Origin of the sequence: Paenibacillus tyrphae, from assembly GCF_024158745.1 — a bacterium.
Taxonomy (GTDB): Bacteria; Bacillota; Bacilli; order Paenibacillales; family NBRC-103111; genus Paenibacillus_G; species Paenibacillus_G tyrfis_A.
In genome coordinates this window covers 17,584-41,494 of sequence record NZ_JAMZAW010000036.1, presented here as the reverse complement: position 1 = coordinate 41,494, position 23,911 = coordinate 17,584, and the positions used below count along the sequence as shown (strand labels likewise).

Annotated in this window: 22 protein-coding genes and 1 pseudogene; 6 read left to right on the top strand and 17 right to left on the bottom strand. The window is 57.1% G+C overall.

The genetic code is table 11. The features are described from left to right. Nucleotides 1-25: 25 nt before the first annotated feature. On the bottom strand, nucleotides 26-892 hold the full coding sequence (locus tag NI000_RS33725; protein ID WP_253415706.1) for a helix-turn-helix domain-containing protein: 867 nt from the start codon (nucleotides 890-892) through the stop codon (nucleotides 26-28). A 341-nt stretch (nucleotides 893-1,233) separates the two neighbouring features. Between NI000_RS33725 and NI000_RS33720 the strand changes: the two genes are divergently transcribed. Genes NI000_RS33720 through clpP form a run of 3 tightly spaced genes read left to right on the top strand, consistent with a single transcriptional unit; the run spans nucleotide 1,234 to nucleotide 2,782 of the window. Then, nucleotides 1,234-1,845 (top strand): helix-turn-helix domain-containing protein, encoded by a 612-nt coding sequence (locus NI000_RS33720; RefSeq protein ID WP_253415705.1) that lies wholly within the window; start codon nucleotides 1,234-1,236, stop codon nucleotides 1,843-1,845. Then, nucleotides 1,845-2,171: a hypothetical protein gene (locus tag NI000_RS33715; RefSeq protein WP_253415704.1), complete on the top strand. Its 327-nt coding sequence runs from the start codon at nucleotides 1,845-1,847 to the stop codon at nucleotides 2,169-2,171. The genes NI000_RS33720 and NI000_RS33715 overlap by 1 nt, the downstream gene beginning before the upstream one ends. Nucleotides 2,172-2,203: 32 nt before the next feature. After that, a complete protein-coding gene (gene clpP, locus NI000_RS33710) occupies nucleotides 2,204-2,782 on the top strand; it encodes an ATP-dependent Clp endopeptidase proteolytic subunit ClpP (protein ID WP_036681016.1) in 579 nt (192 codons plus the stop codon). 65 nt (nucleotides 2,783-2,847) lie between these two features. On the opposite strand, the gene NI000_RS33705 is transcribed toward clpP, so the two are convergent. After that, nucleotides 2,848-3,987 carry an alginate lyase family protein gene (locus NI000_RS33705; protein ID WP_253415703.1) on the bottom strand — a complete coding sequence of 380 codons (1,140 nt, stop codon included), beginning with the start codon at nucleotides 3,985-3,987 and terminating at the stop codon, nucleotides 2,848-2,850. 238 nt (nucleotides 3,988-4,225) lie between these two features. Between NI000_RS33705 and NI000_RS33700 the strand changes: the two genes are divergently transcribed. After that, on the top strand, nucleotides 4,226-4,927 hold the full coding sequence (locus tag NI000_RS33700; protein ID WP_253415702.1) for a TerC family protein: 702 nt from the start codon (nucleotides 4,226-4,228) through the stop codon (nucleotides 4,925-4,927). Nucleotides 4,928-5,041: 114 nt separating this feature from the next. Here NI000_RS33700 and NI000_RS33695 read toward each other — a convergent pair. The 4 genes and pseudogenes from NI000_RS33695 to NI000_RS33680 all read right to left on the bottom strand — a co-directional run. After that, nucleotides 5,042-6,616 (bottom strand): annotated as a pseudogene (locus NI000_RS33695) (endonuclease); the annotation flags it as partial. A 110-nt stretch (nucleotides 6,617-6,726) separates the two neighbouring features. Then, nucleotides 6,727-7,437 (bottom strand): TrkA C-terminal domain-containing protein, encoded by a 711-nt coding sequence (locus tag NI000_RS33690; protein ID WP_253415701.1) that lies wholly within the window; start codon nucleotides 7,435-7,437, stop codon nucleotides 6,727-6,729. Between the two features lie 274 nt (nucleotides 7,438-7,711). Further along, a complete protein-coding gene (locus NI000_RS33685) occupies nucleotides 7,712-8,140 on the bottom strand; it encodes a cell wall hydrolase (RefSeq protein ID WP_253415700.1) in 429 nt (142 codons plus the stop codon). A gap of 129 nt (nucleotides 8,141-8,269) precedes the next feature. Next, nucleotides 8,270-10,252 carry an elongation factor G gene (locus NI000_RS33680; RefSeq protein ID WP_253415699.1) on the bottom strand — a complete coding sequence of 661 codons (1,983 nt, stop codon included), beginning with the start codon at nucleotides 10,250-10,252 and terminating at the stop codon, nucleotides 8,270-8,272. A 314-nt stretch (nucleotides 10,253-10,566) separates the two neighbouring features. Between NI000_RS33680 and NI000_RS33675 the strand changes: the two genes are divergently transcribed. After that, complete coding sequence (locus NI000_RS33675) at nucleotides 10,567-11,928, top strand: MFS transporter (RefSeq protein WP_253415698.1); 1,362 nt, start codon at nucleotides 10,567-10,569, stop codon at nucleotides 11,926-11,928. A 482-nt stretch (nucleotides 11,929-12,410) separates the two neighbouring features. Here the strand turns inward: NI000_RS33675 and solA are convergent, their stop codons facing one another. Then, nucleotides 12,411-13,568: an N-methyl-L-tryptophan oxidase gene (gene solA, locus NI000_RS33670; RefSeq protein WP_309247957.1), complete on the bottom strand. Its 1,158-nt coding sequence runs from the start codon at nucleotides 13,566-13,568 to the stop codon at nucleotides 12,411-12,413. Nucleotides 13,569-13,661: 93 nt separating this feature from the next. Between solA and NI000_RS33665 the strand changes: the two genes are divergently transcribed. Further along, nucleotides 13,662-14,522: an aldo/keto reductase gene (locus NI000_RS33665; protein WP_253415696.1), complete on the top strand. Its 861-nt coding sequence runs from the start codon at nucleotides 13,662-13,664 to the stop codon at nucleotides 14,520-14,522. On the opposite strand, the gene NI000_RS33660 is transcribed toward NI000_RS33665, so the two are convergent. The 10 genes from NI000_RS33660 to NI000_RS33615 all read right to left on the bottom strand — a co-directional run bounded on the left by NI000_RS33660 (nucleotide 14,519) and on the right by NI000_RS33615 (nucleotide 23,902). Next, nucleotides 14,519-15,682, bottom strand: coding sequence for an amidohydrolase (locus NI000_RS33660; protein WP_253415695.1), 1,164 nt, complete (start codon nucleotides 15,680-15,682; stop codon nucleotides 14,519-14,521). The two genes, NI000_RS33665 and NI000_RS33660, sit on opposite strands and share 4 nt — an antisense overlap. Nucleotides 15,683-15,700: 18 nt before the next feature. Further along, nucleotides 15,701-16,201, bottom strand: a complete 501-nt coding sequence (locus tag NI000_RS33655) for a GNAT family N-acetyltransferase (protein WP_253415694.1) — start codon at nucleotides 16,199-16,201, stop codon at nucleotides 15,701-15,703. A 25-nt stretch (nucleotides 16,202-16,226) separates the two neighbouring features. Then, nucleotides 16,227-16,979, bottom strand: coding sequence for an amino acid ABC transporter ATP-binding protein (locus tag NI000_RS33650; protein ID WP_253415693.1), 753 nt, complete (start codon nucleotides 16,977-16,979; stop codon nucleotides 16,227-16,229). After that, nucleotides 16,976-17,686: an amino acid ABC transporter permease gene (locus NI000_RS33645; RefSeq protein ID WP_253415692.1), complete on the bottom strand. Its 711-nt coding sequence runs from the start codon at nucleotides 17,684-17,686 to the stop codon at nucleotides 16,976-16,978. Before NI000_RS33645 ends, NI000_RS33650 begins: the two co-directional genes overlap by 4 nt. Nucleotides 17,687-17,719: 33 nt before the next feature. After that, nucleotides 17,720-18,421, bottom strand: a complete 702-nt coding sequence (locus NI000_RS33640) for an amino acid ABC transporter permease (protein WP_253415690.1) — start codon at nucleotides 18,419-18,421, stop codon at nucleotides 17,720-17,722. Nucleotides 18,422-18,454: 33 nt separating this feature from the next. Beyond that, complete coding sequence (locus tag NI000_RS33635) at nucleotides 18,455-19,309, bottom strand: transporter substrate-binding domain-containing protein (protein ID WP_253415689.1); 855 nt, start codon at nucleotides 19,307-19,309, stop codon at nucleotides 18,455-18,457. A gap of 127 nt (nucleotides 19,310-19,436) precedes the next feature. Beyond that, nucleotides 19,437-19,922, bottom strand: coding sequence for a DinB family protein (locus NI000_RS33630; protein ID WP_253415688.1), 486 nt, complete (start codon nucleotides 19,920-19,922; stop codon nucleotides 19,437-19,439). Nucleotides 19,923-19,939: 17 nt separating this feature from the next. After that, nucleotides 19,940-21,991, bottom strand: coding sequence for an ABC transporter ATP-binding protein (locus NI000_RS33625; protein ID WP_253415687.1), 2,052 nt, complete (start codon nucleotides 21,989-21,991; stop codon nucleotides 19,940-19,942). Between the two features lie 51 nt (nucleotides 21,992-22,042). After that, entirely contained in the window at nucleotides 22,043-22,942 is a 900-nt protein-coding gene (locus NI000_RS33620; protein ID WP_253415686.1) for an ABC transporter permease, read from the bottom strand. A gap of 33 nt (nucleotides 22,943-22,975) precedes the next feature. Further along, nucleotides 22,976-23,902: an ABC transporter permease gene (locus NI000_RS33615; RefSeq protein ID WP_253415685.1), complete on the bottom strand. Its 927-nt coding sequence runs from the start codon at nucleotides 23,900-23,902 to the stop codon at nucleotides 22,976-22,978. Nucleotides 23,903-23,911: the final 9 nt, after the last annotated feature.

Genomic DNA, 23,911 nt, shown 5'->3' with positions numbered 1-23,911 from the left:
CTCGAAGTTAGATTGTTTAGAGTCGTTAAAAATGCTTCATGGCGGTAACTGGGGACTTCATTTTCTTTTTCCTGAATTGCGAAGGCGACTCGCCTTTACGCTCATGAAACAGCCGGGAAAAGTAGGACGTCGTCCAGCCTACGCTTTCGCTGATTTCCGTCACGGTCATGCTCGTCGTTTCGAGCAGCTCCATCGCTTTGAGCAGCCGCACTTCCTGCAAATATTGAATCGGGCTCATCCCGAGCCGCCGGTTGAACATCCGTATGATGTAATGCGGGTGGAAACCGAAGCGCTTGGCCATATCGTCAAGCGTGACTTTGGCCGCATAATGATTCCGGATGTAATCGGCCATCGGAAACGGACCGCCACCGGATAAAACTTGTCCGCAGCGAACCTCGTGAGTCAACGGCCTCCGCTCCGTGCCCAACCGCGCCAAGGTAAGCAGCACCGTCTTGACCGCCGCGTCCATCCGGTAGGACGCCAGAGGATCGGCCGCATCGCCCGGCAATCCTCCCGCTTGCAGCCAATATTCGATGTTGGATACCGTGGCCGAGCCGCAAGCTCCCATCCGCGGCATGGCCCGGACGATCCGCTCCAAACCGTCGTCGCGCAGCTCGAACTGGACGCCGAGCGCCCGCCCTTCCGTCGACAACGCGAGCTTACAACCGTATTCCGGAGGGACGAGATAATAGTAGCCGGAGAGAACAACGAACGATTCCGCATCCATCCGCAGTTCTCCGCGGCCTTTCAATGCCAACAGCAATAAATACGCCTCGCCGTCCTTCTTGCCGGAAGTCACTTCGTTCTGGCATCCGCCGCCAAAGCCGTAGAACCCGGTTGCCCGAAGCCCGGCGTCCCTCAACTCGTTATGCGTCACATCGACCCCGTTCATGGAAGCCCTCCTTTGTTTAGGCGTGAACCAATCCCGCTTCCGGTTCGCGCGCCAGACACATTTCGAATCGCCCAGGGTATACGCCAACGATGATATGTTTGCACGGCGGCTCGTTCATTAAAGTTGCGGCGCATCTTGACTTTCCTTTTGCTCTAAGCTCATCTTAAACGGAATCGAAACGCAAATGATTACGGAGTTTTAAGATCATGTATCGCTCTTTTGCTTTTCCTTCCCATGCTCCGCTGCTGCCGAGGGATAATTTCCGAGCCCATTGACAACGACTAAGTTACGTAATAATATATTTTTACGTAGCAAATACTGTTTTACGGAGATGAACCACTGTGACCGAAGACATATTGGAAAGCCTGCGGATTGAAGCCCCGGAGCAAGCCATGGTGCTGCTCAATCCGCTGCGGGCGGATATTGCCGCCCGGCTGGCGGCACCCGCTTCCGCGGCGGAAGTGGCCCGGGCGATCGGCGAAGCGCCGCAGCGGATCAACTATCACTTGAAGGCGCTGGAGAAAGCCGGGCTCGTGCGCCGGGTCGGTACGAGGCAGGTACGCAACCTGGTCGAGGTGCTTTATCAAGCCGTCGCCAAGACGTTCATCCTGTCGGATCAATTGGGAATGAAGCCGGAAACGGTCCGCCGCCTCAAGGACCAAGGCTCGTTGTCCCATCTGGTTCAAACGGCGGAGCGCATCAAGCAGGATGCGCTGCTCCTGATGGAGCATTCGGACGAAGGTCAGGACATTCCAAGCGCGTCGCTGCAATTTCAAGTCTCTCTCCGGGATGCGGAGGAGCGGCAAGCTTTTGTCGAGGAGTACGCCGCCCTTGTCCGGCAGTTGACCGCCAAGTACCGCAAACCGGCGAACGAAGCGGAACCGGCAGACCCGTATCACGTCGTGCTGGCCGTATATCCGCAAATCGATCAATCCTCGGGAGGGAATGCATAATGGAACGCGAACGAGAGCACGAAGCAAAGCAGAACAGTGCTGCCGAAGCCGGCGGAGAAAACTCCCCGGCCGTCGTGTGGCAGTGGTCGGAGCCGCAAAGGGACCGGGAAGCCGAACGAGGCCGCCGGCAGGTGACGCACTTGGACGACTATCGGCAGGCCGGAAACGATCGCTCGGAAGCGACCGTGACTCGCTGGACGCTGTCTTCGCGAACCGGAGAGCCCGGCGCCGAGGAAGTGCTCATCATGGTCTCCTCGGGCTTTACTGCACGCAGCCAACGCGGCCTGAGCCGTGGAGGCACGAATATTCAAGCGCTGGCCGCCTGAGCGGTCTGAGCCACACAAGGAGGGCATCAAGCATGAACTATGTACCGGTCGTCGTGGAACAAACCGGCCGCGGGGAACGTTCCTACGATATTTACTCCCGCTTGCTGAAAGACCGCATCGTCTTTCTCGGAAGCGAGATCGACGATCAAGTCGCCAACTCGATCACCGCTCAGCTGCTGCTGCTGTCGGCAGAGGACCCCGAGAAAGACATTCATCTTTACATCAATTCGCCCGGCGGCTCGACCACCGCAGGCTTCGCGATTTACGATACGATGCAGTTCATCAAACCCGATGTGTCGACCATCTGCGTTGGCTTCGCCGCCTCCTTCGCCGCCGTTCTGCTCGTCGCCGGAGCCAAAGGCAAGCGGTATGCGCTGCCTAACGCCGAAGTCATGATTCATCAGCCATGGGGCGGGATGAAGGGGCAAGCGTCCGATATGAAAATTCATGCCGACCGCATCCTCGATACCCGGGATCGGCTAAACCGGATCGTCTCCGAGCGCTCGGGCCAGCCGCTGGAGAAGGTGGCGCGGGATATGGACCGCGATTACTTCCTGTCCGCGGACGATGCGGTGACTTACGGCTTGATCGATAAGGTCATGCAGCCTTAAATTAAGGCAGCGAATAAGGATCGGAGCTTCTTCCAAGGAAGCCCGGTCCTTTTTTCGTATTTGCGCTACTTTAACCAAAGCAGCGGCTGGCGAATCGCGATATTGCGCCGCACCTCGGGATCGGCCGGGTCGGAGTCCAGCCGCCGCCACAGCTCGACGTACTCCGGCCGCCCCAACGCAAGTCCTGCAAGCAGCAGCGACGACACCTTCGCCGGCCAGCCTTCGTCATGCTCCACATCCGTGGGAAGCGGCCATGCGCTTTTGTCGGCCAGGTACGGAAACAAATATTCGAAGCCCCGCCGGATCCCCCGGCCGTCCGATAGCTCAAAGCGCCATAGATCGTCCTCCGGCGTTGTTAATACGTGGCACAAGGTCGTCAAGTTGTCGAGCGCGAAGATCGAGTAGCCGTAAGGCTTCGTGCGGACGAGCTCGCGGGGAAAGCTCCCGTCCATAGCCATTTGCTCCGGCAGCAACGACTCCTTGTAACGTTGGCGGCAAAAGCGCAGCATCTCCCCGTCGCCCGTAAACCGTGCGAACACGGCCGCCTGCACAAACCAGCAAATGCCGTGGTTGTTACCCTCGTTCATTTCTTCGATTCCGTTCTCATGCGTACGCATCCAGTGCAAGTAATCGGCGAACCAGCGCCGCAGCTCTTCATACAGCTCCGGCGTCAAATGCGGTGAGTCTCTCAACGCCTCAATCGCGACAGGCACGTCGATCAAATGCAGCGTATCGATAATACCGATGCCTCGCCCCGCGCAAATGCCCGGAATCGCTTGAGCGTACGCCAAGTGCGGGTTCATCCGGGTCGCATCGTCCGCAAAGAAGGTGCGCAAAAAGGACACCGCCTTTTCCGCATAGGCCTCTCCCCCTGTCAGCTTATAGGCCGCAGCCAAATGCGCCGTGTGCGTCCGCATGCTGCGGAGAAGATGCCGGTGGCTGTCAAAATTGCCCGGATTGCTCTCCCCGTCCCGCCGGATATAGGGCAATCCGTCCGGCGTATCCGGATTCGGCCACCAATAATCGCCGTTGGAATAATAATCGTGAGGGCCTCCTTCGCTCAGCGGCGCCGGCCGATCCGTTATCGCGACGGGCCTTGTCCGCATTGCAGCCTCCGCATGCTTCATCACCCAATCCCGCTCGAAGAGCGACGCAGCTCCGCCAAATTGCTTCCACAGTTCTTCCGCTTTTCCAAGCTCCCTCATCGATTCCGCCCCTCTCTTATGCTGTCGGCTTACTAATCTCGCCTACATTATATATGGAAGCGGAAACACCCGAACATGGAATATTCTCATCTGTTTTTGGCTTTTATTCAGGTTTTTGGGGAACGGCTCGTGACGCTACTTGTTGTTTTATTCTTAAATCATTTTATATTAAAGGAATTAGTAGTATGATAGACTAGTTCAAGCACTGCAAACTGAGGCAAGTGGAAGGAGTCTGCGTATGGAAGGCGATTTGCTAGTCGGGCTGCTAAAATTAATTCTGATCAACATCGTGCTTAGCGGAGACAATGCCGTCGTCATTGCTTTGGCCTGCCGCAATTTGCCAGCTGAGCAACAGAAAAAAGCCATATTCTGGGGGAGCTTCGGAGCGATTTTGCTGCGGATCGTTCTCACCTTCGTAGCCGTCTGGCTGCTAAAAGTTCCGTTCGTGCAAGTGGCCGGAGCGCTGCTGCTCCTGTATATCGCCGTGAAATTGCTGAAGGGCGAAGATAACGCCGAAACCTTGAAATCCAGCAGCAAGATCGGAGAAGCGATCCAGACGATCATCGTCGCCGATTTGGTCATGAGTCTCGATAACGTGCTTGCGGTGGCTGGTGCCGCCGGCGGAAACCTGCTGCTGATCGTCGTGGGACTGGCCATCAGCATTCCGCTGATCGTTTGGGGAAGCCAGCTGCTGATGCGCCTTATGAACCGTTTTCCTGTCATCGTTCTGCTCGGAGCGGCGCTGCTCGGCTATACGGCGGGGGAAATGACGCTTAGCGACAAAGCCGTCGGTCATTGGATCGAGACAACCTTCCCAGCCGGTCACTATGTGCTGCCCATCGGATTGGCTGTGCTGGTCGTCGTGGTCGGCAAGCTGGCCAGCCGGAGGCAGGAACGCGAACACGCCAAAAAAGAAGCGGAAAAGCACGCCGTTTCCTAAACAAAAAGCACTCTTCGTCCCGTACGACGCGCATGGCGCCGCCGGCGGGCGAAGAGTGCTTTTTTTCATCAGAGGTTCTTGCGTTCGGTTAAGCTGCGGGAACGCCAAGCTTTAAGGCAGCGGCTGTGCAGGTACATTCGAGATGGTGACCGCTTCCGTCTTCAAGTTGTTGCTCGCTTGTTTGAGCCGGAGGTTTGCCGAACCGCTCGTTCCCGGCTTAATCTGAACCGTCAAATCTATCGTAGCCTTTCCTTGACTGTTGGCCGTAAGCGAGAAATTCGAGCTGTAGCCGTAGCCCGCCGGCCACGAGCCGTCCGCATTGCGGATCTTCGCCACTTGGGTGCCGCCGGACACATAAATGCCCAGGTTTAAGTTCGACACCGTCGTCCCGGGAGCCAAATTGTCCACGACGACACGAATCTGAAACTCTTTGGCGTTCGGGAGCGGCTCCTGCTTGACGAAGCTGTACACCGGATTGCTGACTACCGATCCGGTGCCGTACGATCCCGGCTTGAACGTCGAACGGTCCCACCATTTATACCCGGCCGCCGGTGCCGACCACGGCTCGGGCTTCGGCTCGGTCGAGCTTGCCGGGTTTTCGAACGGCAGCAGCGCAGTCGGTTGGTCCAACTGCAGGCTCGGGACTTGGTTAAGCTGCGTGTAGCTTTCTTTTTTGGCAAGCCAGTTGACGATATTAACCAGCAGTTTGCCGTCGTCCTGCTCCTTGAAACCGTCGTAAGTCGTTTTGGCTTGTCCCGTTTCTTCGCGGCGGTATTTCGGCGTGGCATCCTCAACCGGCGACGAATCGCCAATGAACGCTGCCTTGCCGGCAGCCACTTTGGCGACAGCCGCGTACGGCCCTTCCGCTGTCCCGCCGCCGTTGTATACGCCTTGATCCACCGCATTCGGCCAAGCGGCGTCTGTCTGCGGCAGGTATACGATGCCTTTTGCCTTTATAGGATCGATGATGGCAAGAGTCGAACCGGCATGCATCGCGACCGCCGAGACGCCTTGGGTAATCCCGAACGCCTGGTTAGGCGAAACGATCTGATTGGCCGTAACGTTTCCCAGCGCATTGTACCGGAAACGGACGCCGAAATTCGTGGCGAGCCAATCCGAGCTGACCACTCCCTGCATTGCATCGGAAGCGCGTTCCTCGGCGCTCATGCCTTTCGCCGGATCGGTCCAGGCTCCCCGCCGGTAGCCGTTCATCACCTCGGAGGCATCCCAGCGGTTTTTGTTACGATCCGCATTATAATGGTCGGCGATGAAAAAGATGCTGCCGCCATTCCGGACGTACTGCGCCATCGCGTCCTGCTCGCTTGTTTTGTAAGGAATGTTGGCCTCTCCGACCACGAACACGTCGTAGCTGCTCAAGTCGCTCAGCGTGATCGGCGTCGTTTTGCGAAGCTCCTTGACGTAGTAGCCATTGTTCGCGAGCGCATTGGCGAAATCCGAGAACCCCCCGTCAATCACCCAGTCCGCAGCCCCCGCCGTCTGGCCGTGCGTGTTGTCGAACAGAATTTTTTTGCCCGCATTCTCGTTCACAACCGTAGGATTAAGGAACGGAGCAGGGTCCGTCGGCCCTTCCGCCAGCGCCTTCGGCGCGTCCCCCATCCATCCCGGCAGCGGAAGGAGCAGCGAAAGCGCCAGTGCCGTTTTTGCAAGAACAGCTTTAAAGGATCTCATCAGTTACCTCCAGTATTTTCTATATTGGGGCATACTGCCCAGATTCATTTTACCATTTTGTCAAAGCTTGGGAGATTAATTTTCCGTAAAAAAGCTGGACGAAAATCGGTTCACAGTTCGGTGACATGCTTCTCATTCCCTTCCTCTTGACGCATCGCGGCGAGTTCACCGCGGAACCTTCGTTCGATCGCTTCCTTGTCTCCGTACACGAATAGGATATCTCCCTCTTGAAGGGCCAACCGCAAACATCCGCTGCGGATTTTCGTATCTCCTCTCTGTACGAACAAGACATTGATGTCCTCCTTCGGACAACAGACGTCGCGGAGGCCGCGCCCCGCCATAGCGGACCCCTTGCCGATCGAAATGCCGGTAAATAAATCGCTGCCCGTAAAATATAACACTTCCTCGATCGGCAGCTCGTGCAGCTCGAATTCCTGCTTGAGATGCTTGTGAAACCGCCGCTTCAAGCTGTTGACGATACGCTTGTTTTTGATTGCAAGCAAAACAGCGCCGAACCCTAACGTCACGCCTGTCAACTGCGGCACGCGGAAGCTTTGGGCCAATAAATTGCTGAGCGTGGAGATCATTACCGCGAGCGAGAACACCCCGAACAAGATGAGAAATACACCGATCTTACGCCGAACGGGATGCCGCAGGATCAACTCCGACTCCTTGGTGGTGAACCCGGTGGAAGTCAGCATGGAGACGGCTTGGAAGCGGGCGATTTCGTTGTCGAGACCCGTAACGATCAGCAGCATGACGGCAATTTCCAGCACGATAAATATCAAGACAAAATAGATCAAAATGAAAAGAAAGCCCATTTCCTCGGCTCCTCTCTATCCGTTCTATTCTCTTCATTACCATGCTTGTCCGCCGTTGAACCCGTTGCCTTTTACCGTTCGCTGCGTCGGTGAGATTTGCGAACTTAGAGGAACTGCGATGCGCTATGCTTTCCATATTCGTCGTGTATAAAAACAAACCGCCGCCCCTTCGCCTCGGAAGCGGCAGTTTTGACTGCGGCTATCCCGAAACAGAAGGAGCGGCGCTCCAACAACGACGGCCGGCGGCAGTATCGGGCGATAGGCCCGCTGCACGCTAGAATGTGTTATAAATGTTTTCGCACTCTGTCGCGGTCGGCTGGTAGAAACAGTGTTTCTTGTACCTGGCCACAAGCGGCTGGTTATACCATGTCGGCGGACAATCGCCCTGCGGCCGAAAATACCAAAGACTGAACTTGGCCGGCCATTGCCGTTCGCCATTTACGGTCCGTTTCGCTAAACGTTTCTCCCGGTCTCTCGCTTTCTGATAAAAGTACCCGTGAATGACAGCTTCAAACGCATGCGGCTGATAAATCATTTGCGGAATCGTGCGCAGCCCTTTAAAGTCCGAGCAATTCGCGCGAATCCGGTTGATTCCTACATTGCCGACCAGGATCATCCCTTTTTCCCCTTCTCCCTCCGCTTCCGCGCGAAGCAGTCGGGCCAGCAAATCAACATCTTGCTGTCTGGCTTTGACAACGGCCATGATGTCACCTCTGTTATCGTTATGATACTTACAGAGTATTGCCGTACTTGCCCATAGGTGACTGACACGGAGCGGCTTTTTCTTCCAAGTGCAAGGGAAGGGCGGCGTGCAGGTTCGGCGGCCATAGCCTTAATAAGCACGCAGAATGTGAAGCAAATATTCATTCCGGTTCAACGGATTGTAATCGGTCCGCACTCTTGTCGGCACGTCGCCATGCATTCTTACGAATCCGGCCGGTTCAACGAGCATGAAGCCTTCGCCCTGGGTAAACGCGTGCAAGCTTCTCTTGAAGCTCTCCGTTGCGGCTACAGAAATGTTGCCTGTTATGAGACACATGCCGTTATGCATAGCCGTTTCGTGCACTACCGCTTGGATCGCGGATAATTTGTAGATCGCTTTACTCATCATAGCCGCGGGCACCGTTAACTCGAACGCCTGAATAGGCTCATAAACATGCGTACCTGCCTGCGCCAGCGCCTCCATCAATACAAGGGGTACCAGCTTTCTAAAATCGCCCGCCGCCGATACCGGACTAAAATAACCGGTATGGGTCAGTGTCACGACAATATCGGTAACCTCCCACCCGGACAGCCCTTGTTTCAAGGTCTGGTGAACCGTCTCCTCAATGGCTTTATGGAAGGCCAGCGGCAGCGAGCCCAATTCGACTTCCAAAGCGTAGGCGACTCCGCTTCCCGGCAAGCCGGGCTCGACTTTAAACCCCACGGTCGCATAAAAAGGATTATCGCCCTCTGCGATGATCTCCAGCGCCTGACCCGTTCCTGCCGGTTTCTCCAGGCAAACCGTTCTGGTCTCCGAAAACCTGACTTCCAAATCATACTGTTCCTTCAAGGCCTCTTCGATCACTTCTTTTTGCACTTCGCCGAAAATGCGGATATAAAGCTCTTGATGAACATCATCTTTCATCACCTGGATTAACGGATCTTCCTCTGACAGGCCGATAAGCGCCTTGTACAACAGATGGTCCTTGCTGGGCTCCACCGTTTCGATTCGCGTCTCCATTCGGGGAACTGCGAAGCTGAAATGCTTAATTAAATGAGACCGCTCGCCGACGACATCCCCGATCCGGACGTCTTCCAGTCCCCATACTTTGCCCAAATCCCCCGCGGTTACCTTGGAGGCGGGAACAGCCTTTCCGTTCATCAAGGCGTGAAGCTTTTTGATTTTGCAGGTGCGCGCCTCGAATTCGCCCTCCCCGTTTTTCCGCTGCAGCTTCACTTGTTCCCTCATGCTTAAGCTGCCTGAGAACAGTCTGACATAAGCGATCTTTTCACCGGACGGTTCTTTTTCGAGCTTAAATACGACCCCCGACAACGGCTCTCCCTCAGCGTATTCATTCACCGGAAACCATTGGGCCACCCCGGCGAGCAGGCCGGACACGCCTACTCCCGTCATGGCGGACCCGAAATAAACCGGGTAGATGTTCGCCTGCCTTACTTGCTTTCCGAATGCCGCTTTCACTTGTTCTTCCGTTACCGCTTCGCCGTTCACATAAGCTTCCAACACCCGCTCGTCGTGCGCTGCCGCAAGCTCGATGCATCGTTCCATAAAATCGGGGTTCGCAGCCCAATCGAAACGGGATTCAACAACAGACGCCTTCTTATCGCCTGCATGTTCGACCTGACACAGAGGAAATGCGTTCGGTGTCAGCTTTTCACGAATCCACTCCAGCGCCGTATTATCGGATTGCGCGCCGAGACGATCAATTTTGTTCACGAACAAAATCGTGGGAAGCCCCATTTTTTTCAAGACGGAAAACAGGATTTTGGTCTGCGCCTGAACGCCTTCCACTGCCGAAACAACCAGAATAACGCCGTCCAATACGCTCAGCGACCGCTCCACTTCCGCGATAAAATCCGCATGGCCCGGCGTATCGATCAAATTCACTTTCAACCCATGAAGTTCAAAAGAAACGACGGACGCTTTGATCGTGATGCCTCTTTTCCGTTCCAGCTCCATGGCATCCATCTGCGTATTTCCTTGATCTACCCTTCCCAGCTCGTCAATAACATTCGTATCATATAAAATACGCTCAGCCAGACTTGTCTTTCCGGCGTCTACGTGCGCCAGAATCCCTATATTTATAATATGCATGCGTTAAAATCCTCTTTTCTCCGTTCATGTTATTCTCCTTTCGAATGTGGTTAAGTTGCCGCATTCCGATCACTCCAATCTATAGTAATAACTCCAGTATATACGGGTCTGACGGATTATTCCAATGAATGACGCTTACGTCCTTCCATCGGATGTGATATAATCGGGTTGGTTTATTTTCTCATTTTTACTAATTTGGAGGCGTAGCATATCATGCGGCAAAACAATTTCGCAAGGGTACAACATTTAGGGGAAGGCGCATCATTGACCCTATAAACTGCGATTCCCCTTCCTTATAAAGGGGTCATATTCAAATGCAACACCGAAATGAAGCTCACGCGTCGCGATTCATCCTGTGGTTGAGCATTTTGACGTTCTTCAGCGTAATGAACGAAACCATGTTTAACGTTTCATTGCCGGACATTGCGGCTTATTTCAACATTGCGCCGTCGGCAGCCAATTGGACCAACACCTGCTTTTCGCTTTCTTTCGCCATTGGCGTCGCTGTATACGGCAAAATATCGGAACATTCAGGCATGCGAAAGCTGTTGTTATTCGGTATGCTGACCTACGGTTTCGGTTCGGTGGTCGGCCTATTGGGTCATGGCTGGTATCCGGGCGTGCTAGCCGCGCGTTTTTTGCAGGGAATCGGGGCTTCGGCCGTTCCGTCGCTGATTATGGTGATAATCGTCAGAATTGTTGAGCCGGGGAAACAGGGCAAAGCTTTCGGCCTGATCGGCTCTGTCGTTGCATTCGGCGAGGGGCTCGGTCCGGTCATCGGAGGCGCGGTGTCCGGCTATATGCATTGGTCGCTGTTGTTTGCCCTGCCATTGCTGTCGTTGCTGGCGCTGCCGTTCGTCCTTCGGACGCTGCCTGACGAGACTACAGCAGGAAAAACATTCGACATGACCGGAGCACTACTGTTGTCTGCCGGCATTCTGTCGTTTGCTCTGTTTACGACGCTGTACCATTGGATTTACCTGATTGCAAGTCTGATTTTGTTTGCGATTCTCGCACCTCATATCCGCAGGCACCGGGAGCCTTTCCTGGAACCGTTCCTGTTCTGGAAGAAAAGGTATCTTGCCGGGGTGCTTACAGGCGCCTTGCTGCTCGGCACGGTCGCCGGCTTTATATCCATGGTGCCTTATCTGATGAGAGCGGTGTACGATATGCCGACCGGCCTCATTGGAAGCGCCATTCTGTTCCCCGGCACCTTGAGCGTCATCCTGTTCGGGATGCTCGGCGGGATGCTGGCCGACCGCCGGGGCCATATCGCCGCGATGTTGACCGGAATAAGCATGACTGTCGCCGGTTTTCTGATCGTCCTGTTCTTTGCGGACCGTGCGCCGTGGTTTATTGCGGCTTCGATGATTCTGACGTTTGGCGGCCTGTCGTTTGTCAAAACCGCCGTTTCCGCAAGTGTCGCCAGTACGCTGGAAGAGAATGAAGCGGGCTCCGGTATGGGCATGCTCAACTTCGCCTGCTTCCTCGCGGAAGGGATCGGCATTGCCGGTGTGGGCGGTCTGCTGACGAAGCCGTGGCTGGACTCTCCTCTTGTCGGGACCGTAACGAGTCAAACGGCTGCGCTTTACAGCAACATGATGCTGATTTTTATGGCGCTTGTGGCGTTTGGCGGGATTCTTTTCGTTATGTTTTATAAGCGGAATAGGTATTGATGATGTAAATGTAGTAGAGGTTACGAGGGGGTGGGGTATCTACTTCCGGTCGCTGCTCCACCCCACAAAGTGAAGTTGAATCGAGGAAGCTTAATCCGATTACTTTGCGGGGACCCCGGGTCTGCAGGAAATTTTTATTGGAAGCCGCTTGACAGCGGATATTTCCCGCAGACAAAGGCGAACGCTATCGCTCCTCCAGTAGATACCCCACCTCCGTATGTATCTCTATCTTATCAAAAATCACTTTCACAACACTCTGAGCTCCGGGGATGCCCCGGAGCTTTATTATAAAAAAAATAGCACATCGTCGTTAAAGTCCTTAACGACATGCACCCGGTCCAAATCATACCGTAAAACTCCCCATCCAGTGCAGCAGCGATCATATCTTCTCGATGCACCGGATTCGTTCCATCTCTTCCAGAAAAACAATAAAGAGAAGCCTGTTTTTCACATTGGCTTCTCCATTAAATAAATATTCATTTTTACCGAACGATCTTCACCTGCTGTTCCTGAAAACGGGACAGTCGGAACAGGCTTAGATCGAACGCGTCCGGTTTTCCTTCGATCCGGTCTGCCAAAATTTCGCCGACGACGCTGGCAAACTTGAAGCCGTGACCCGAGAAGCCGCAGGCGATCTGAATGTTCGGATCGGACGGCGCCCGGTCGATGATGAAATGTTCGTCCGGCGACAGCTCGTATTTGCACACCCCGCCGCGCAGTAGAGCGCCCGCCGCAGCAGGCATATACGTCTCCAGCGCCCGGCGGACATCGCCTTCGTCCTCCGGCAGCGTCCCGAAGTCAGCCGGCTGCTCGACCGGCGAGAGCGGAAGGCCGGTTTCGTGCCGGCCGATCTTCACGCCGGACCCTCGAATGCTCGGGAAGCCGTAAAAACCGCCCTCTGGAGTGCTTAACGTGAATCCCGGAAAGCGCCCGGAAGCGAACAACTCTTCGTCGGCCTGAAACCAGGCAACCGCTTTGCGGACCGGCGCCACAGGCAGCGCAAGCGACGGAAGCAGCACGCTGCCGACTCCGGCGCCCGCACTTACAATAAGACGGTCCGCGTAGAAGTCGCCGACCCCGGTTTTTACGGTGACGCCCGCGTTCCCCGGCACGACCTCCGTTACGCGCGTGTACGGAAGCAGCACCGCCCGATGCGCCAGCGCCGTCTCGCGGTACGCCTGCACGCACTGCTCGCTGAGCAAATAGCCGGCCTCCGGCTCGAACAGCCCCGCGTAGTCGTCCGGCAGTTGAACGCCCTGCCAACGCTTGGAAATCTCTTCCATCCGCAGCAGCTCGACCGGCAATTGAAGCGCAGCCGACGATTCGAGCTTATCGCGGAGCCCCGAATGCCCTGCCGGCGCCATATTCAGCACGCCGCTGCGAAAAAACAGCTTCCGGCCGTTTTCCTCCTCCAGCTCGTTCCAGAGCCGGTGAGCCCGAACCGCCATAGCCGCGTAAGGGCCCCCTCCGGCGTAGGCATGACGGAGCAGCCTCGTTTCCCCGTGATGGCTGCCTCCCCCATGGGGCGGGTCGAACGCGTCGATAAGCAGCGTGCTTATCCCTCTTCGCGCCAATTGCGCCCCCGCGCTCATGCCCATGGAGCCTGCGCCGATGACAATGACATCGTAAGACGTACGGATAAACGGTCACTCCTTCCCAATCGTATATTAAACCGCCTTATAATTAGGTATAATCAGACTATGACCACCTACATTCCGAAGGAGTGAATTTTTTTGGAACATAGATATTTCGGCGCGTCCGACAAGCAATTTCCGATTCTGGGCTTCGGGGCCCAGCGCATCGTGGACGAGCATCAATGCACGGAGGAAGAAGCGATACGCATCGTCAACCGGGCGATCGACGAAGGCATCACCTACTTCGATACGGCCCCGAGCTATTCCGACGGACAGTCGGAGGAGCGGCTGGGCAAAGCGCTCCGGCACCGCCGGGGAGACGTATGGATCGCAACGAAGACGCACGACCGGACAAGAGACGGCTCATGGCGTCTGCTTGAAGCCAGCCTGAACCGGCTGCAAACCGACCATGTCGACGAATGGCGTCTGCATAATCTGGTGACCATGGACGATTTGGAGCAATGCTTCGCCAAAGGCGGGGCGATGGAGGCGATGCTCGAAGCGAAGGAACAAGGCATCATCAAGGCAATCAGCGTCAGCGGACATACGAACCCGGAAGTCCAGCTCGAAGCCATCGAGCGGTTCCCGTTCGACAGCGCCTTGGTTGCGCTATCCGCCGCCGACCATTTCATCTACAGCTTCGCACACGAATTTGTTCCGCGGGCCGTCGAGAAAGGAGTCGCCGTGATCGGCATGAAGGTGATGGCGCTCGGTAAGCTCGCCCCATGGTACGAGCAGGCACTGCGGTATACGTTCTCGCTGCCCGTTGCCACGACCATCATCGGGATGGAAACGATGGAGCAGCTGGAGAAAAATCTCGCCATCGCCAAACAATTCCGCCCGATGTCCGACACGGAGCAGCTCGACTTCTTGAAAGAAATCATCCATCTCGCCACGCCGGACGTACTGCGCTGGAAAGCAAGCGAGTGGATGTCCGGCGAGTGGTATCGGCGCGACTAGCCACGCAAACGATCCAAAGCGTGAACCGCCGTAAGCGCAAATAAAGCCGCTCCCGGCGCCAGCGCATCCTCGTTTAGCGTAAATTTCGGATGGTGCCATTCCTCCGTTCCGCTCGTGCCCATCCAGAGGAAGCAGCCCGGCACCTGTTCCTGATAGTGCGCAAAATCTTCGCCGCCCGTGGAACGACGTGCCTCCGTCACCTGGAGGTTCAAGGCTTGCGCCGCTCCCCGGGCGATCTCTACCGCTTCCGGATGATTCATAACCGACGGAATTCCCACAAACCAAGTCAGGCGCGCCTCCGCGCCGTAGCCCGCAGCGATGCCGCTGGCGATGCGCCCCAACAGGTCCGGCAGCTTCTGCCGGACCTCCGGGCGGAACGTCCGCACGGTGCCGTCCAGAACGGCTTCATCCGGGATGACGTTCCACGTGCTGCCCGCATGAAAGCTGCATACGCTGACAACTGCGCTGTCGAGCGGGCTGATGCTGCGGCTGACCGCGGTCTGGAGGCCGCCTACGATCGCGCTGGCGGCGACGATCGGGTCAATCGCCGCATCGGGAATGGCCGCATGACCGCCCTTGCCGGTCACCGTCAGCTTGAAGCCGTCGACGCTGGCCATCAGCGGTCCCGGGGCCAAGCCCACGGTGCCGACCGGCAGCTCGGGCTTGTTATGCATACCGAAGATGGCCTGCACGCCTTCCAAAGCGCCCGCACCGATCATCGCTTTCGCTCCCGTGCCCTTCTCTTCCGCCGGCTGAAACAGCAGCCTTACGGTTCCCTTGAGCTGTGCGGCATGCCGCTTGAGCAGCAGCGCCGCGCCCACAATCGCCGCGGTATGAAAATCGTGCCCGCAAGCGTGCATTTTCCCGGGAATTTCCGAGGCGAACGGCAGCCCGGTTTCTTCTGTCACCGGCAGCGCGTCGATATCCGCCCGCAGCGCGACCGTCGGCCCGGGCTCGGCCCCTTCGACCTCCGCCAGCACGCCGACAGGCAGGTCGAGCGGCAGCAGCCGGATGCCCGCTCCGCTTAAGGCTTCCCGGATTTTGCGGGTCGTCTCCACCTCCTGCATCGACAGCTCCGGATGGCGGTGCAAATCGCGGCGAAGCCGCACCAATTCGGGCTTCAGTTCCTCAGCCTCTTGAAGCAATCGTTCAGGGTTCATGCGCAGATTCTCCTTGTTTCAGCCTGTGGTGGCGCGGACTTCAGGCAGCAAATTTTTACGCAAAAAGACGAGCTTGTCGTCCCGTCCCAGTTCCCGTTCATAGAAGCGCACATAACCTTTCCGTTCGTACATGGGTAGCAGCCAGGGATGCTTCGCCGAGGTCGCGAGCACAACAGCCGGCGAAAGCAGAATGTCCCGTACGACCGCTTCCTCCGCATAGGCCAGAAGCTTACTGCCGACACCGCGGTTCGCATACGCCGGATCGACGGCAAAGTTGTACAGGAACGGCAGATCGGTCACTTCCGGCAGCGACCGGAGCGAAATGGTCGCGACGATCGTTCCGCCGATCTCCAGCACGTAGCTGGCATGCTCGGCGATATTCGTCCGCACCATTTCCAAATCCGCATGGACGGCCGCAAATTCGATTTCCAGCTCCCCGATGCTCCGATAAGCTTTGCGAATTACACCCAGAACCTGCTCGGCATCGTCTAACGTCGCTTGACGGTACACCTCGTTCACGGAACCCACCTCACGATTTTCGCTATTATATCACATAACTCCATTCCGGCGTGATTCTTCGCAGGAACTGCTTGGTGCGCTCTTCTTGAGGGCGGGAGAAAATGTCCTCCGGCTTTCCCTCCTCGACGATGACGCCTTCGTCCATAAACACCACGCGGTTCGACACTTCGCGGGCGAAGCTCATCTCATGCGTCACGACGATCATCGTGATGCCTTCGCGCGCAATTTTGCGGATGACCGACAGCACCTCGCCGACCAGCTCGGGATCGAGAGCCGACGTCGGCTCGTCGAACAAAATCACCTCGGGATTAAGCGCCAAAGCGCGGGCGATCCCGACCCGCTGCTGCTGCCCGCCCGAAAGCTGGCTGGGATAGGCATCGACTTTTGCCGCGAGGCCGACCTTCTCCAGCACCTGAAGACTTTGCTTCCTCGCCTCTTCCTTCGGCAGCTTCTGCGAAATCACGAGACCTTCCATCACATTTTCCAGCGCCGTCTTATGCTTGAACAAATTGTAATGCTGGAACACCATCGCCGTTTTGCGGCGCAGCGTCAAGATGTCGCGCTTGCTCGGATGCTTGCAGTTGACCGTAAAATCGCCGATCGCCACCTCCCCGTCCTGCGGGCGCTCCAGCAGGTTGACGCAGCGGAGCAGCGTCGTTTTGCCCGATCCGCTGGGCCCGAGAATGACAACGACCTCTCCTTTTTCCACCGACAAGTCGATCCCTTTCAGCACCGCCTGCTTGCCGAACGACTTTTGAATGTTCGTCAGCCGAATCATGTGACGCCTCCCCGATTGTATTTGGTTACTTTTTTCTCCAAATAAGCCGTCAGCCGCTCCGCCACGACCGTGATTCCCCAATAAATCAGCGCCGCCGCGATAAAGGCTTCCAGAAACTTCAAATTATTCGACGCCACGACGCTGGCTTTGCCCAGCAGTTCCATCTGCGAGACCGTGAACGCAAACGTCGACGTATGCAAAAATCCGACGAACAGGTTGCACAGATTCGGCAAAATAACCCCGATCGCCTGCGGCAGCACGATGCGTCGGAGCGCTTGCGGCGTGCTCATGCCGACGGAGTAGGCGGCCTCGATCTGACCGCGGTTTACCGCCAGGAGACCGGAGCGGATGATCTCGGACATGTAGGCGCCGGCGGTCAAGGAGAACGCCGTCAACACGAACGACAGAATCGGGATCGAAGCCGTCTTGATCCCCCATCCGTAATACGCCGACAGCTTGTCGATCAGCATTGGCAGCCCCCAATAAATGAGGAACACGTGCAAAATGACCGGCGTTCCGCGCAAAAAGGAAACATACGCGTCGGCGATCCGGTGCAGCACCTTCACCTTGTACATGCGGATCAGCGCCGTCACCACGCCGATGACGAACCCGAACAGCAGCGGGACGATCGTAATGACCAGCGTCAGAGGCAGCGCATCCAATATTTCAAAAAAAGCCGTCACAATAAACCCGATGTCGATACTCATTCGTTCTCACTCCATCCCCGGACCGGCAGCCGGTCATGCGCTCGCGATTCTTTGCTCGTGCCGCTGCAGTCGGATTTCCGTCAACGCAAAGCCCTTCTCCAGCACGAGCACGGTCAAATAATAAATGATCGTCAGACCGATATACACCTCCAGCGTGTGGGCGGTCGTCGCAATCAGCGTCTGCCCCCGCCCCATCATGTCCATGACGCCGATGGAGTACGCCAGCGACGTATCTTTCAAGAAGCCGATCACCGTGCTCGCGAAGTTCGGAAAAGCAATGACGAACGCCTGCGGCAGGACGATCCGGAAGAAGGCCTGCGGTCCCGTCATGCCCACGGCGTACGCGCCTTCAAGCTGACCGCGGTCTACGGCGTTGACCGCCCCGCGGATCACCTCGGAGATCGAGGCGGCGCTGCCGAGCGCATACGTAATAATGACGAACACGATCGGATTCATCCGCGACATGTCGAAGTTCACGAGCTGCAGCAGCGCAGGCACCCCGTAAAAGACGAGAAACAATTGGATCAAAATCGGCGTTCCGCGGACAAACGAGACGTAAACGGCGGCGATCCGGTTCAGCACCGGAACGTTGTATAGCCGGGGCAGCGCGATCAGCAGTCCCAGCAGTACGCCGAAGAAGAGCGAAGCGGCCAAAATAAACAGAGTAATATGCAGGTAAGACAGCAGTATAGGAAGGAACTCCCCTATGAGCGCGGCGTCGAACGATTTCCCCATTCCAACCCATACCTTTCTGTAAGGGAATTTGGTTTATTTTTCCACGGTATAGTCGTCGCCCAGCCATTGCTTGCTCAGCTTCGCCAGCGTCCCGTCGGCCTTGATCGCCTTCAAAGCCTCGTCGATCTTGCTTTTCAGCTCGCCTTCGTCCTTGCGAAGCATGAAATACACCTTCGAATTGGAAAGCGTCTCGCCGACCGTTTTGAGCTGGGCGTCCGCGCTTTTGTTCAAGTAATCGATGGCAAACTGCGTGCTGATCAAGGCGTCGACCCGCCCGGTTTTGACTTGCGTGCTCGTGTCTTCGCCTGCGCCGGTATACACGATCTGGATCGGATTGCCGTGCTCCTTATTGTATTTTTCGGCCAGCGCCGCCGCATTGCTCGTCGCGGTGGCGATCAGCTTCTTGCCCTTCAAATCCGCAATCGACTTGACGTCGTTATTGTCCTTGTGCACGACGATTTTGTTCGGGAAAATGTTGTACGCTTCGTCGTTGTACAAAAACTTCTTCTGTCTCTCCTCGTTCACTTCCATTTGATGCGCGATAAAATCGATCTTTTTCGTTTCCAGGCTCAGCAGCAAATTTTTGAATTCCATCGTTTTCAGCTCGAACTCATACTCCGGCAGACGCTTGTCGATTTCTTTGACGAGCTCCACATCGTACCCGGTCAGCTTGCCGTCCTTGTCGATGAAGCAGATGTTCGGAAACTGAGTGCCTGTGCCGACGATGATTTTTTTCACGGCCTGACTTCCATTGGAAGCTGGCGCACTGGAGCTGCCCGCTCCCGCGGCCGCCTCTTTGTTCCCCGCCCCTCCCGTAGAGGCTTGAGCGCCGCAGCCTGCCAGAAGGAGGACGGTCAGCAGAGACGCCGAAAGTAATCGTTTTTTCATATGGTAACCCCCATGATCATGATGAATTGTTCGTCCAGCCGGTCCGAGCGTAAAGCCAAAAAGCCCCTGCTTGAATAAACAGGAGCTTTTGGCGGTCCAATCAGCTTCTTTTTTGGCACAAATATTCTTATTTTACCGATTCATTCTGCGGGAGAGCCTGCTTTATTCGCTCGATCTGCCGCAGATGCGTCTGCACGTGGTTGATAAAAGCTTGAACCGCTTGCTCCAGCGTCACGGTTTCGCCTTTGAAATTGACGCCGCTCTTGCTCCAATCTTCCCCGGTTAACCGGTGGAACAATCGGCTGTTGAAGACGAGCAGCACCCGGAATACGTCCAAAATATCGTCTGCGGAGCTTTCGTTCGCGCGGACCGAGCTTACCCAAGGGTCCTGCTTGAAGGCGGGCAGCTGCGCCGCCGATTCGGACAACAGCTCGCGGATGCGGAACGAGACGACGATGCTGTGATCGGCCAGATGCGACAGCACCTCCGTTACGCTCCATTGCTCCGGCGATGCCTTCCATTTCAGCTGACTCTCCGACAAGCCTTCGATGGCTTGCTTCAACTGCTCATGCGTATGCAAGTACGCTTCAATATCGATAACACTCTGGCTCACAGTGTCTCCTCCTGACTTTATGCGGGATAGTGGCAAGCGGCCCAGCGGCCCGCTTCCACCTCGGTTAACTCCGGCGCATCCTCCCGGCATCTCGCCGTCGCTGCGGGGCAGCGAGGATGAAAGCGGCAGCCTGAAGGCGGATGGGCCGGAGACGGGATTTCTCCTTGAATGGCGGAGCATGTTCTTTTGCGGGAAGGGTCGGGGACAGGGATGGAAGCAAGCAGCGCCCTGGTGTAATGATGCGCCGGGTGACGGAACAGCTCCTCGCTCGGAGCGATCTCGACCAGCTTGCCCAGATACATTACCCCGATCCGGTCGGAAATGTAGCGGACGATCTGCAGGCCGTGGCCGATAAACAAATACGTCAGCCCCAGACGGTGCTGCAAATCCTGCATCAAATTGACGATCTGCGATTGGACGGATACGTCGAGCGCGGACACCGCTTCGTCCGCCAAAATAAATTTCGGACGCAGCGCGATCGCCCGGGCGATGCCGATCCGCTGCCGCTGTCCGCCGGAAAGTTCGTGCGGATACCGGTCGTACCACGCCGGATTCAGCCCTACGGCGGCGAGCAGCGGCTCTACCCGCTCCCGCTTCGCGCGTCCGCTCCAGCCTTCATGCACCGCCAGTGGTTCCCCGATCAGATCGCCCACCTTCCAGCGCGGATTGAGCGAGCCGAACGGATCTTGGAAAATCATCTGCATGTTGCGCCGGACTTCCCGTAAATTTCCGGCGGTCAGCTTCGACAAATCGTGCCCGTCGAACCGGACCCGGCCGCTTGTAGGACGGTCCAACTGGAGCAGCAGCCGTCCCAGCGTCGACTTCCCGCTGCCCGATTCCCCGACGAGTCCGAACGTCTCCCCTTTGCGAATGGAGAAGGACACTTGATCGACGGCGCGAATGTGCGCTCCGGCACGCCCGAAGCGAAGAAAGCCTTGCTTCACCGGAAAATGTCTGGTCAGCTCGTGCGCCTCGATCAGGTTGCTGGTAGGAAGCAGCGCGGCTTCATCCTCCTCCGGTTCAACGATTCGGGACACCCGGGCAGCGGCGGTTTCGGAGGCTCCGGAGGCAAAGGCGGTCTTCCACCGCCCGGAATGCGCTAAAGCCCCGGCGTGCCAGCAGGCCACCTGCCCGCCGCCTATGTCCGCGAGCGGCGGGCGCTCTTCCTCGCAGACCTCCGTGGCAAACGGACAGCGCGGATGAAAGCGGCAGCCGCCCGGCAGCGCGGACAAGCTCGGGATCGAGCCGTCTATCGAATACAGCTTCGCTCCCCGGTCGCTCTCCAGCGTCGCGACCGATTGCAGAAGCCCCTTCGTATATGGATGCTGCGGCTCCCGAAACAGTTGCTCTGCCGCCGCCTGCTCCACGATCTCTCCGGCATACATGACGATAATGCGGTCCGCGATTTCCGCCGCCACCCCCATATCGTGCGTAATGAGCAGAATTGACATGTTGAACTCCGATTTCAGCTCCTGGAGCAGCTGGAGAATTTGCGCTTGAATCGTCACGTCCAGCGCGGTCGTCGGCTCGTCGGCGATAAGCAGCTCCGGGCCGCAGGCCAGCGCCATCGCGATCATCGCGCGCTGCAGCATGCCGCCGGAAAGCTCCCCGGGATACTGCTTCATCCGGAGTTCCGGCTCCGGGATGCCGACCTTGCGCAGGAGCCCGATGCCGCGCTCCCAAGCTTCGGCCCGGGAAGCCACATGATGGCGCACCATCGACTCGGCAATTTGACTGCCGACCGTAAAGATCGGATCAAACGCCGCCATCGGCTCCTGGAACACCATCGCGATTCGTTTGCCTCTCCAGCGCCGGATTTCCTCCTGCGGCAGCGCCGTCAAGTCCACGCTGTCCATCCGCACATAGCCGCCCGTAATGACGCCATTCTCGAAGTCGATCAAGCGCATCAAGGCTTTGGCCGTCACGGTCTTTCCGCTGCCGGACTCCCCGACCAGGCATACCGTTTCGCCTGTTCCAATGCGGAGCGACACGTCCCGGATCGCCGGAAGATAACCGGCCGGGGTGACGAAATCAACCGTTAGATGCTCGATCTCAAGCAATGCCTTCACTCGGGCATCTCCTCCTGACGTAGTGGAAAATTTGACGCATCCAACTGACTACTATGTCAGACTCCGCTTCGGGTCCAGCCGGTCGCGGAACTGATCGCCGATCAGATTGACCGCCAGTACGAACAACGTAATCGCTAGCCCGGGGAACGTCGCCATCCACCAAGCGACGGTCAGGTAGCCGCGCCCTTGTGCTAGCAGCGTGCCCCAGTCCGGAATTTCCCGTAACACCCCCAGCCCCAAAAAGCTGAGCGACGCGCCGATCAAGATCGATGAACCGACGCCGATCGTTGCCATCACGAGCATCGGAGACCACGAGCCCGGGAGCACATGCCGCAGGAGGATATGCGCATGAGACGCGCCGACCGAGCGGGAAGCCGCCACATAAGGGCGCGCCTTGATGCTGAGCACTTGGCCCCGCAGCACACGGGCGTATTTCGGGATCGCCGATACGCTCACGGCCAGCACCACATTGAACAGACTCGGGCCGAGGGCAGCGGCAATGGCGAGCGCAAGCAGCAAGCTCGGGATCGCCATCAAAATATCGATGAACCGCATGAGCACGGTATCGACCGCACCGCCAATATAGCCCGACAGCGCTCCGATCAGACTGCCGGCCAAGCCGCCGAGCAGAACGGAAGCGACGCCGATGAGCAGCGAGCTTCGGGCTCCGTAGACGACGACGCTGAAGACGTCCCGCCCGAAATAATCGGTGCCGAACGGATGGGATGCTCCCGGCGGCTGCAAAATCCGGTCCGCCCGCATGTCCGTCGGCGAATACGGAGCGATCCACTGCGGAAAGACGGCGCACGCCGCTATGAAGAGCACCGCCAATACTGCCCCGTAGAAGAACGGCCCGGATAGCGACGACGATAGCTTTGATCGACTCGAAGCGGACACGAGCGGTCTCCTGCGGAACAAAATCGGTCTGGCGGCCGAAACGACGCTTTTCATAATTAACCCTCTTTTCCTTCCGTATTACTTGGTTTAAGTTGAGCGTCTTACCCTCGGATCGACGATCGAGTACGAAATATCTACGAGCAGGTTCACGACGACATACGCGATCGCGGTAAAAAAGACGACACCCTGAACGACCGGCAAATCTTTGGCCGTGATGGCGTCCGCCAGCAGACGCCCGATGCCCTGCCGGGAAAAGACGGTTTCGATTACGACAGCCCCCGCCATCAATTCGCCGATTTGAATCCCGATCATCGTGATGGCCGGAATGAGCGCGTTGCGCAGCGCATGCCGGTACATGACGATTTGTTCCGGCAGTCCTTTGGAGCGCAGCGTAACGATAAACGGCTCGCCCAACACCTCAAGCATGCTGTTGCGCACCATGCGAACGATGAACCCGGCGCCGACAAGCCCAAGCGTCAAAGCAGGTAGAATCAGCGTTCGGACGCCCTCCGAGCCCATAGCCGGCAGCCACTGAAGCTGCACTGAAAAGATCAGAATAAGCAGAATGCCCGACCAGAACGTCGGCATCGAGATGCCGAACAGGCTGACGATCCGGGCGATCAGATCGACCGCGCGACCCTTATGGATCGCCGAGAGCACTCCGAGCACGACGCCAAGCGCAACGGCGACGCACGAGCTAACCAAGGTTAAAAGGGCGGTAGCGGGAAACTGCTCCCAAATTTTCGGCAGCACCGGGTCGTCGCTGACCAGCGAACGGCCGAAATCTCCGCGTAGCATATCCCACAGGTAAGTTCCCAGTTGAACCCATACCGGCTGGTCGAGCCCGAGCTGATGGCGCAGGTTCTGCACCGTCTCCGGACTGGCCGGCGCCCCGGCCAGCATGATCAAGACCGGATCGCCCGGCAGCAAGTACAGGATGAAAAAGACGAGGACCAAAGCTCCGATGATGACTACAACGGAGGATAAGAGACGCTGAACGATCACCCCAGCCATAGCAACCGG

Coding starts and splice junctions, on each gene's coding strand:
- NI000_RS33715 (WP_253415704.1), top strand. CDS start 1,845: ATGGAACGCGAACGAGAGCACGAAGCAAAGCAGAACAGTGCTGCCGAA.
- NI000_RS33615 (WP_253415685.1), bottom strand. CDS start 23,902: ATGGCTGGGGTGATCGTTCAGCGTCTCTTATCCTCCGTTGTAGTCATC.
- NI000_RS33645 (WP_253415692.1), bottom strand. CDS start 17,686: ATGAGTATCGACATCGGGTTTATTGTGACGGCTTTTTTTGAAATATTG.
- NI000_RS33640 (WP_253415690.1), bottom strand. CDS start 18,421: ATGGGGAAATCGTTCGACGCCGCGCTCATAGGGGAGTTCCTTCCTATA.
- NI000_RS33690 (WP_253415701.1), bottom strand. CDS start 7,437: ATGGGCTTTCTTTTCATTTTGATCTATTTTGTCTTGATATTTATCGTG.
- NI000_RS33700 (WP_253415702.1), top strand. CDS start 4,226: ATGGAAGGCGATTTGCTAGTCGGGCTGCTAAAATTAATTCTGATCAAC.
- NI000_RS33705 (WP_253415703.1), bottom strand. CDS start 3,987: ATGAGGGAGCTTGGAAAAGCGGAAGAACTGTGGAAGCAATTTGGCGGA.
- NI000_RS33675 (WP_253415698.1), top strand. CDS start 10,567: ATGCAACACCGAAATGAAGCTCACGCGTCGCGATTCATCCTGTGGTTG.
- NI000_RS33685 (WP_253415700.1), bottom strand. CDS start 8,140: ATGGCCGTTGTCAAAGCCAGACAGCAAGATGTTGATTTGCTGGCCCGA.
- NI000_RS33725 (WP_253415706.1), bottom strand. CDS start 892: ATGAACGGGGTCGATGTGACGCATAACGAGTTGAGGGACGCCGGGCTT.
- NI000_RS33650 (WP_253415693.1), bottom strand. CDS start 16,979: ATGATTCGGCTGACGAACATTCAAAAGTCGTTCGGCAAGCAGGCGGTG.
- NI000_RS33635 (WP_253415689.1), bottom strand. CDS start 19,309: ATGAAAAAACGATTACTTTCGGCGTCTCTGCTGACCGTCCTCCTTCTG.
- clpP (WP_036681016.1), top strand. CDS start 2,204: ATGAACTATGTACCGGTCGTCGTGGAACAAACCGGCCGCGGGGAACGT.
- NI000_RS33660 (WP_253415695.1), bottom strand. CDS start 15,682: ATGAACCCTGAACGATTGCTTCAAGAGGCTGAGGAACTGAAGCCCGAA.
- NI000_RS33620 (WP_253415686.1), bottom strand. CDS start 22,942: ATGAAAAGCGTCGTTTCGGCCGCCAGACCGATTTTGTTCCGCAGGAGA.
- NI000_RS33680 (WP_253415699.1), bottom strand. CDS start 10,252: ATGCATATTATAAATATAGGGATTCTGGCGCACGTAGACGCCGGAAAG.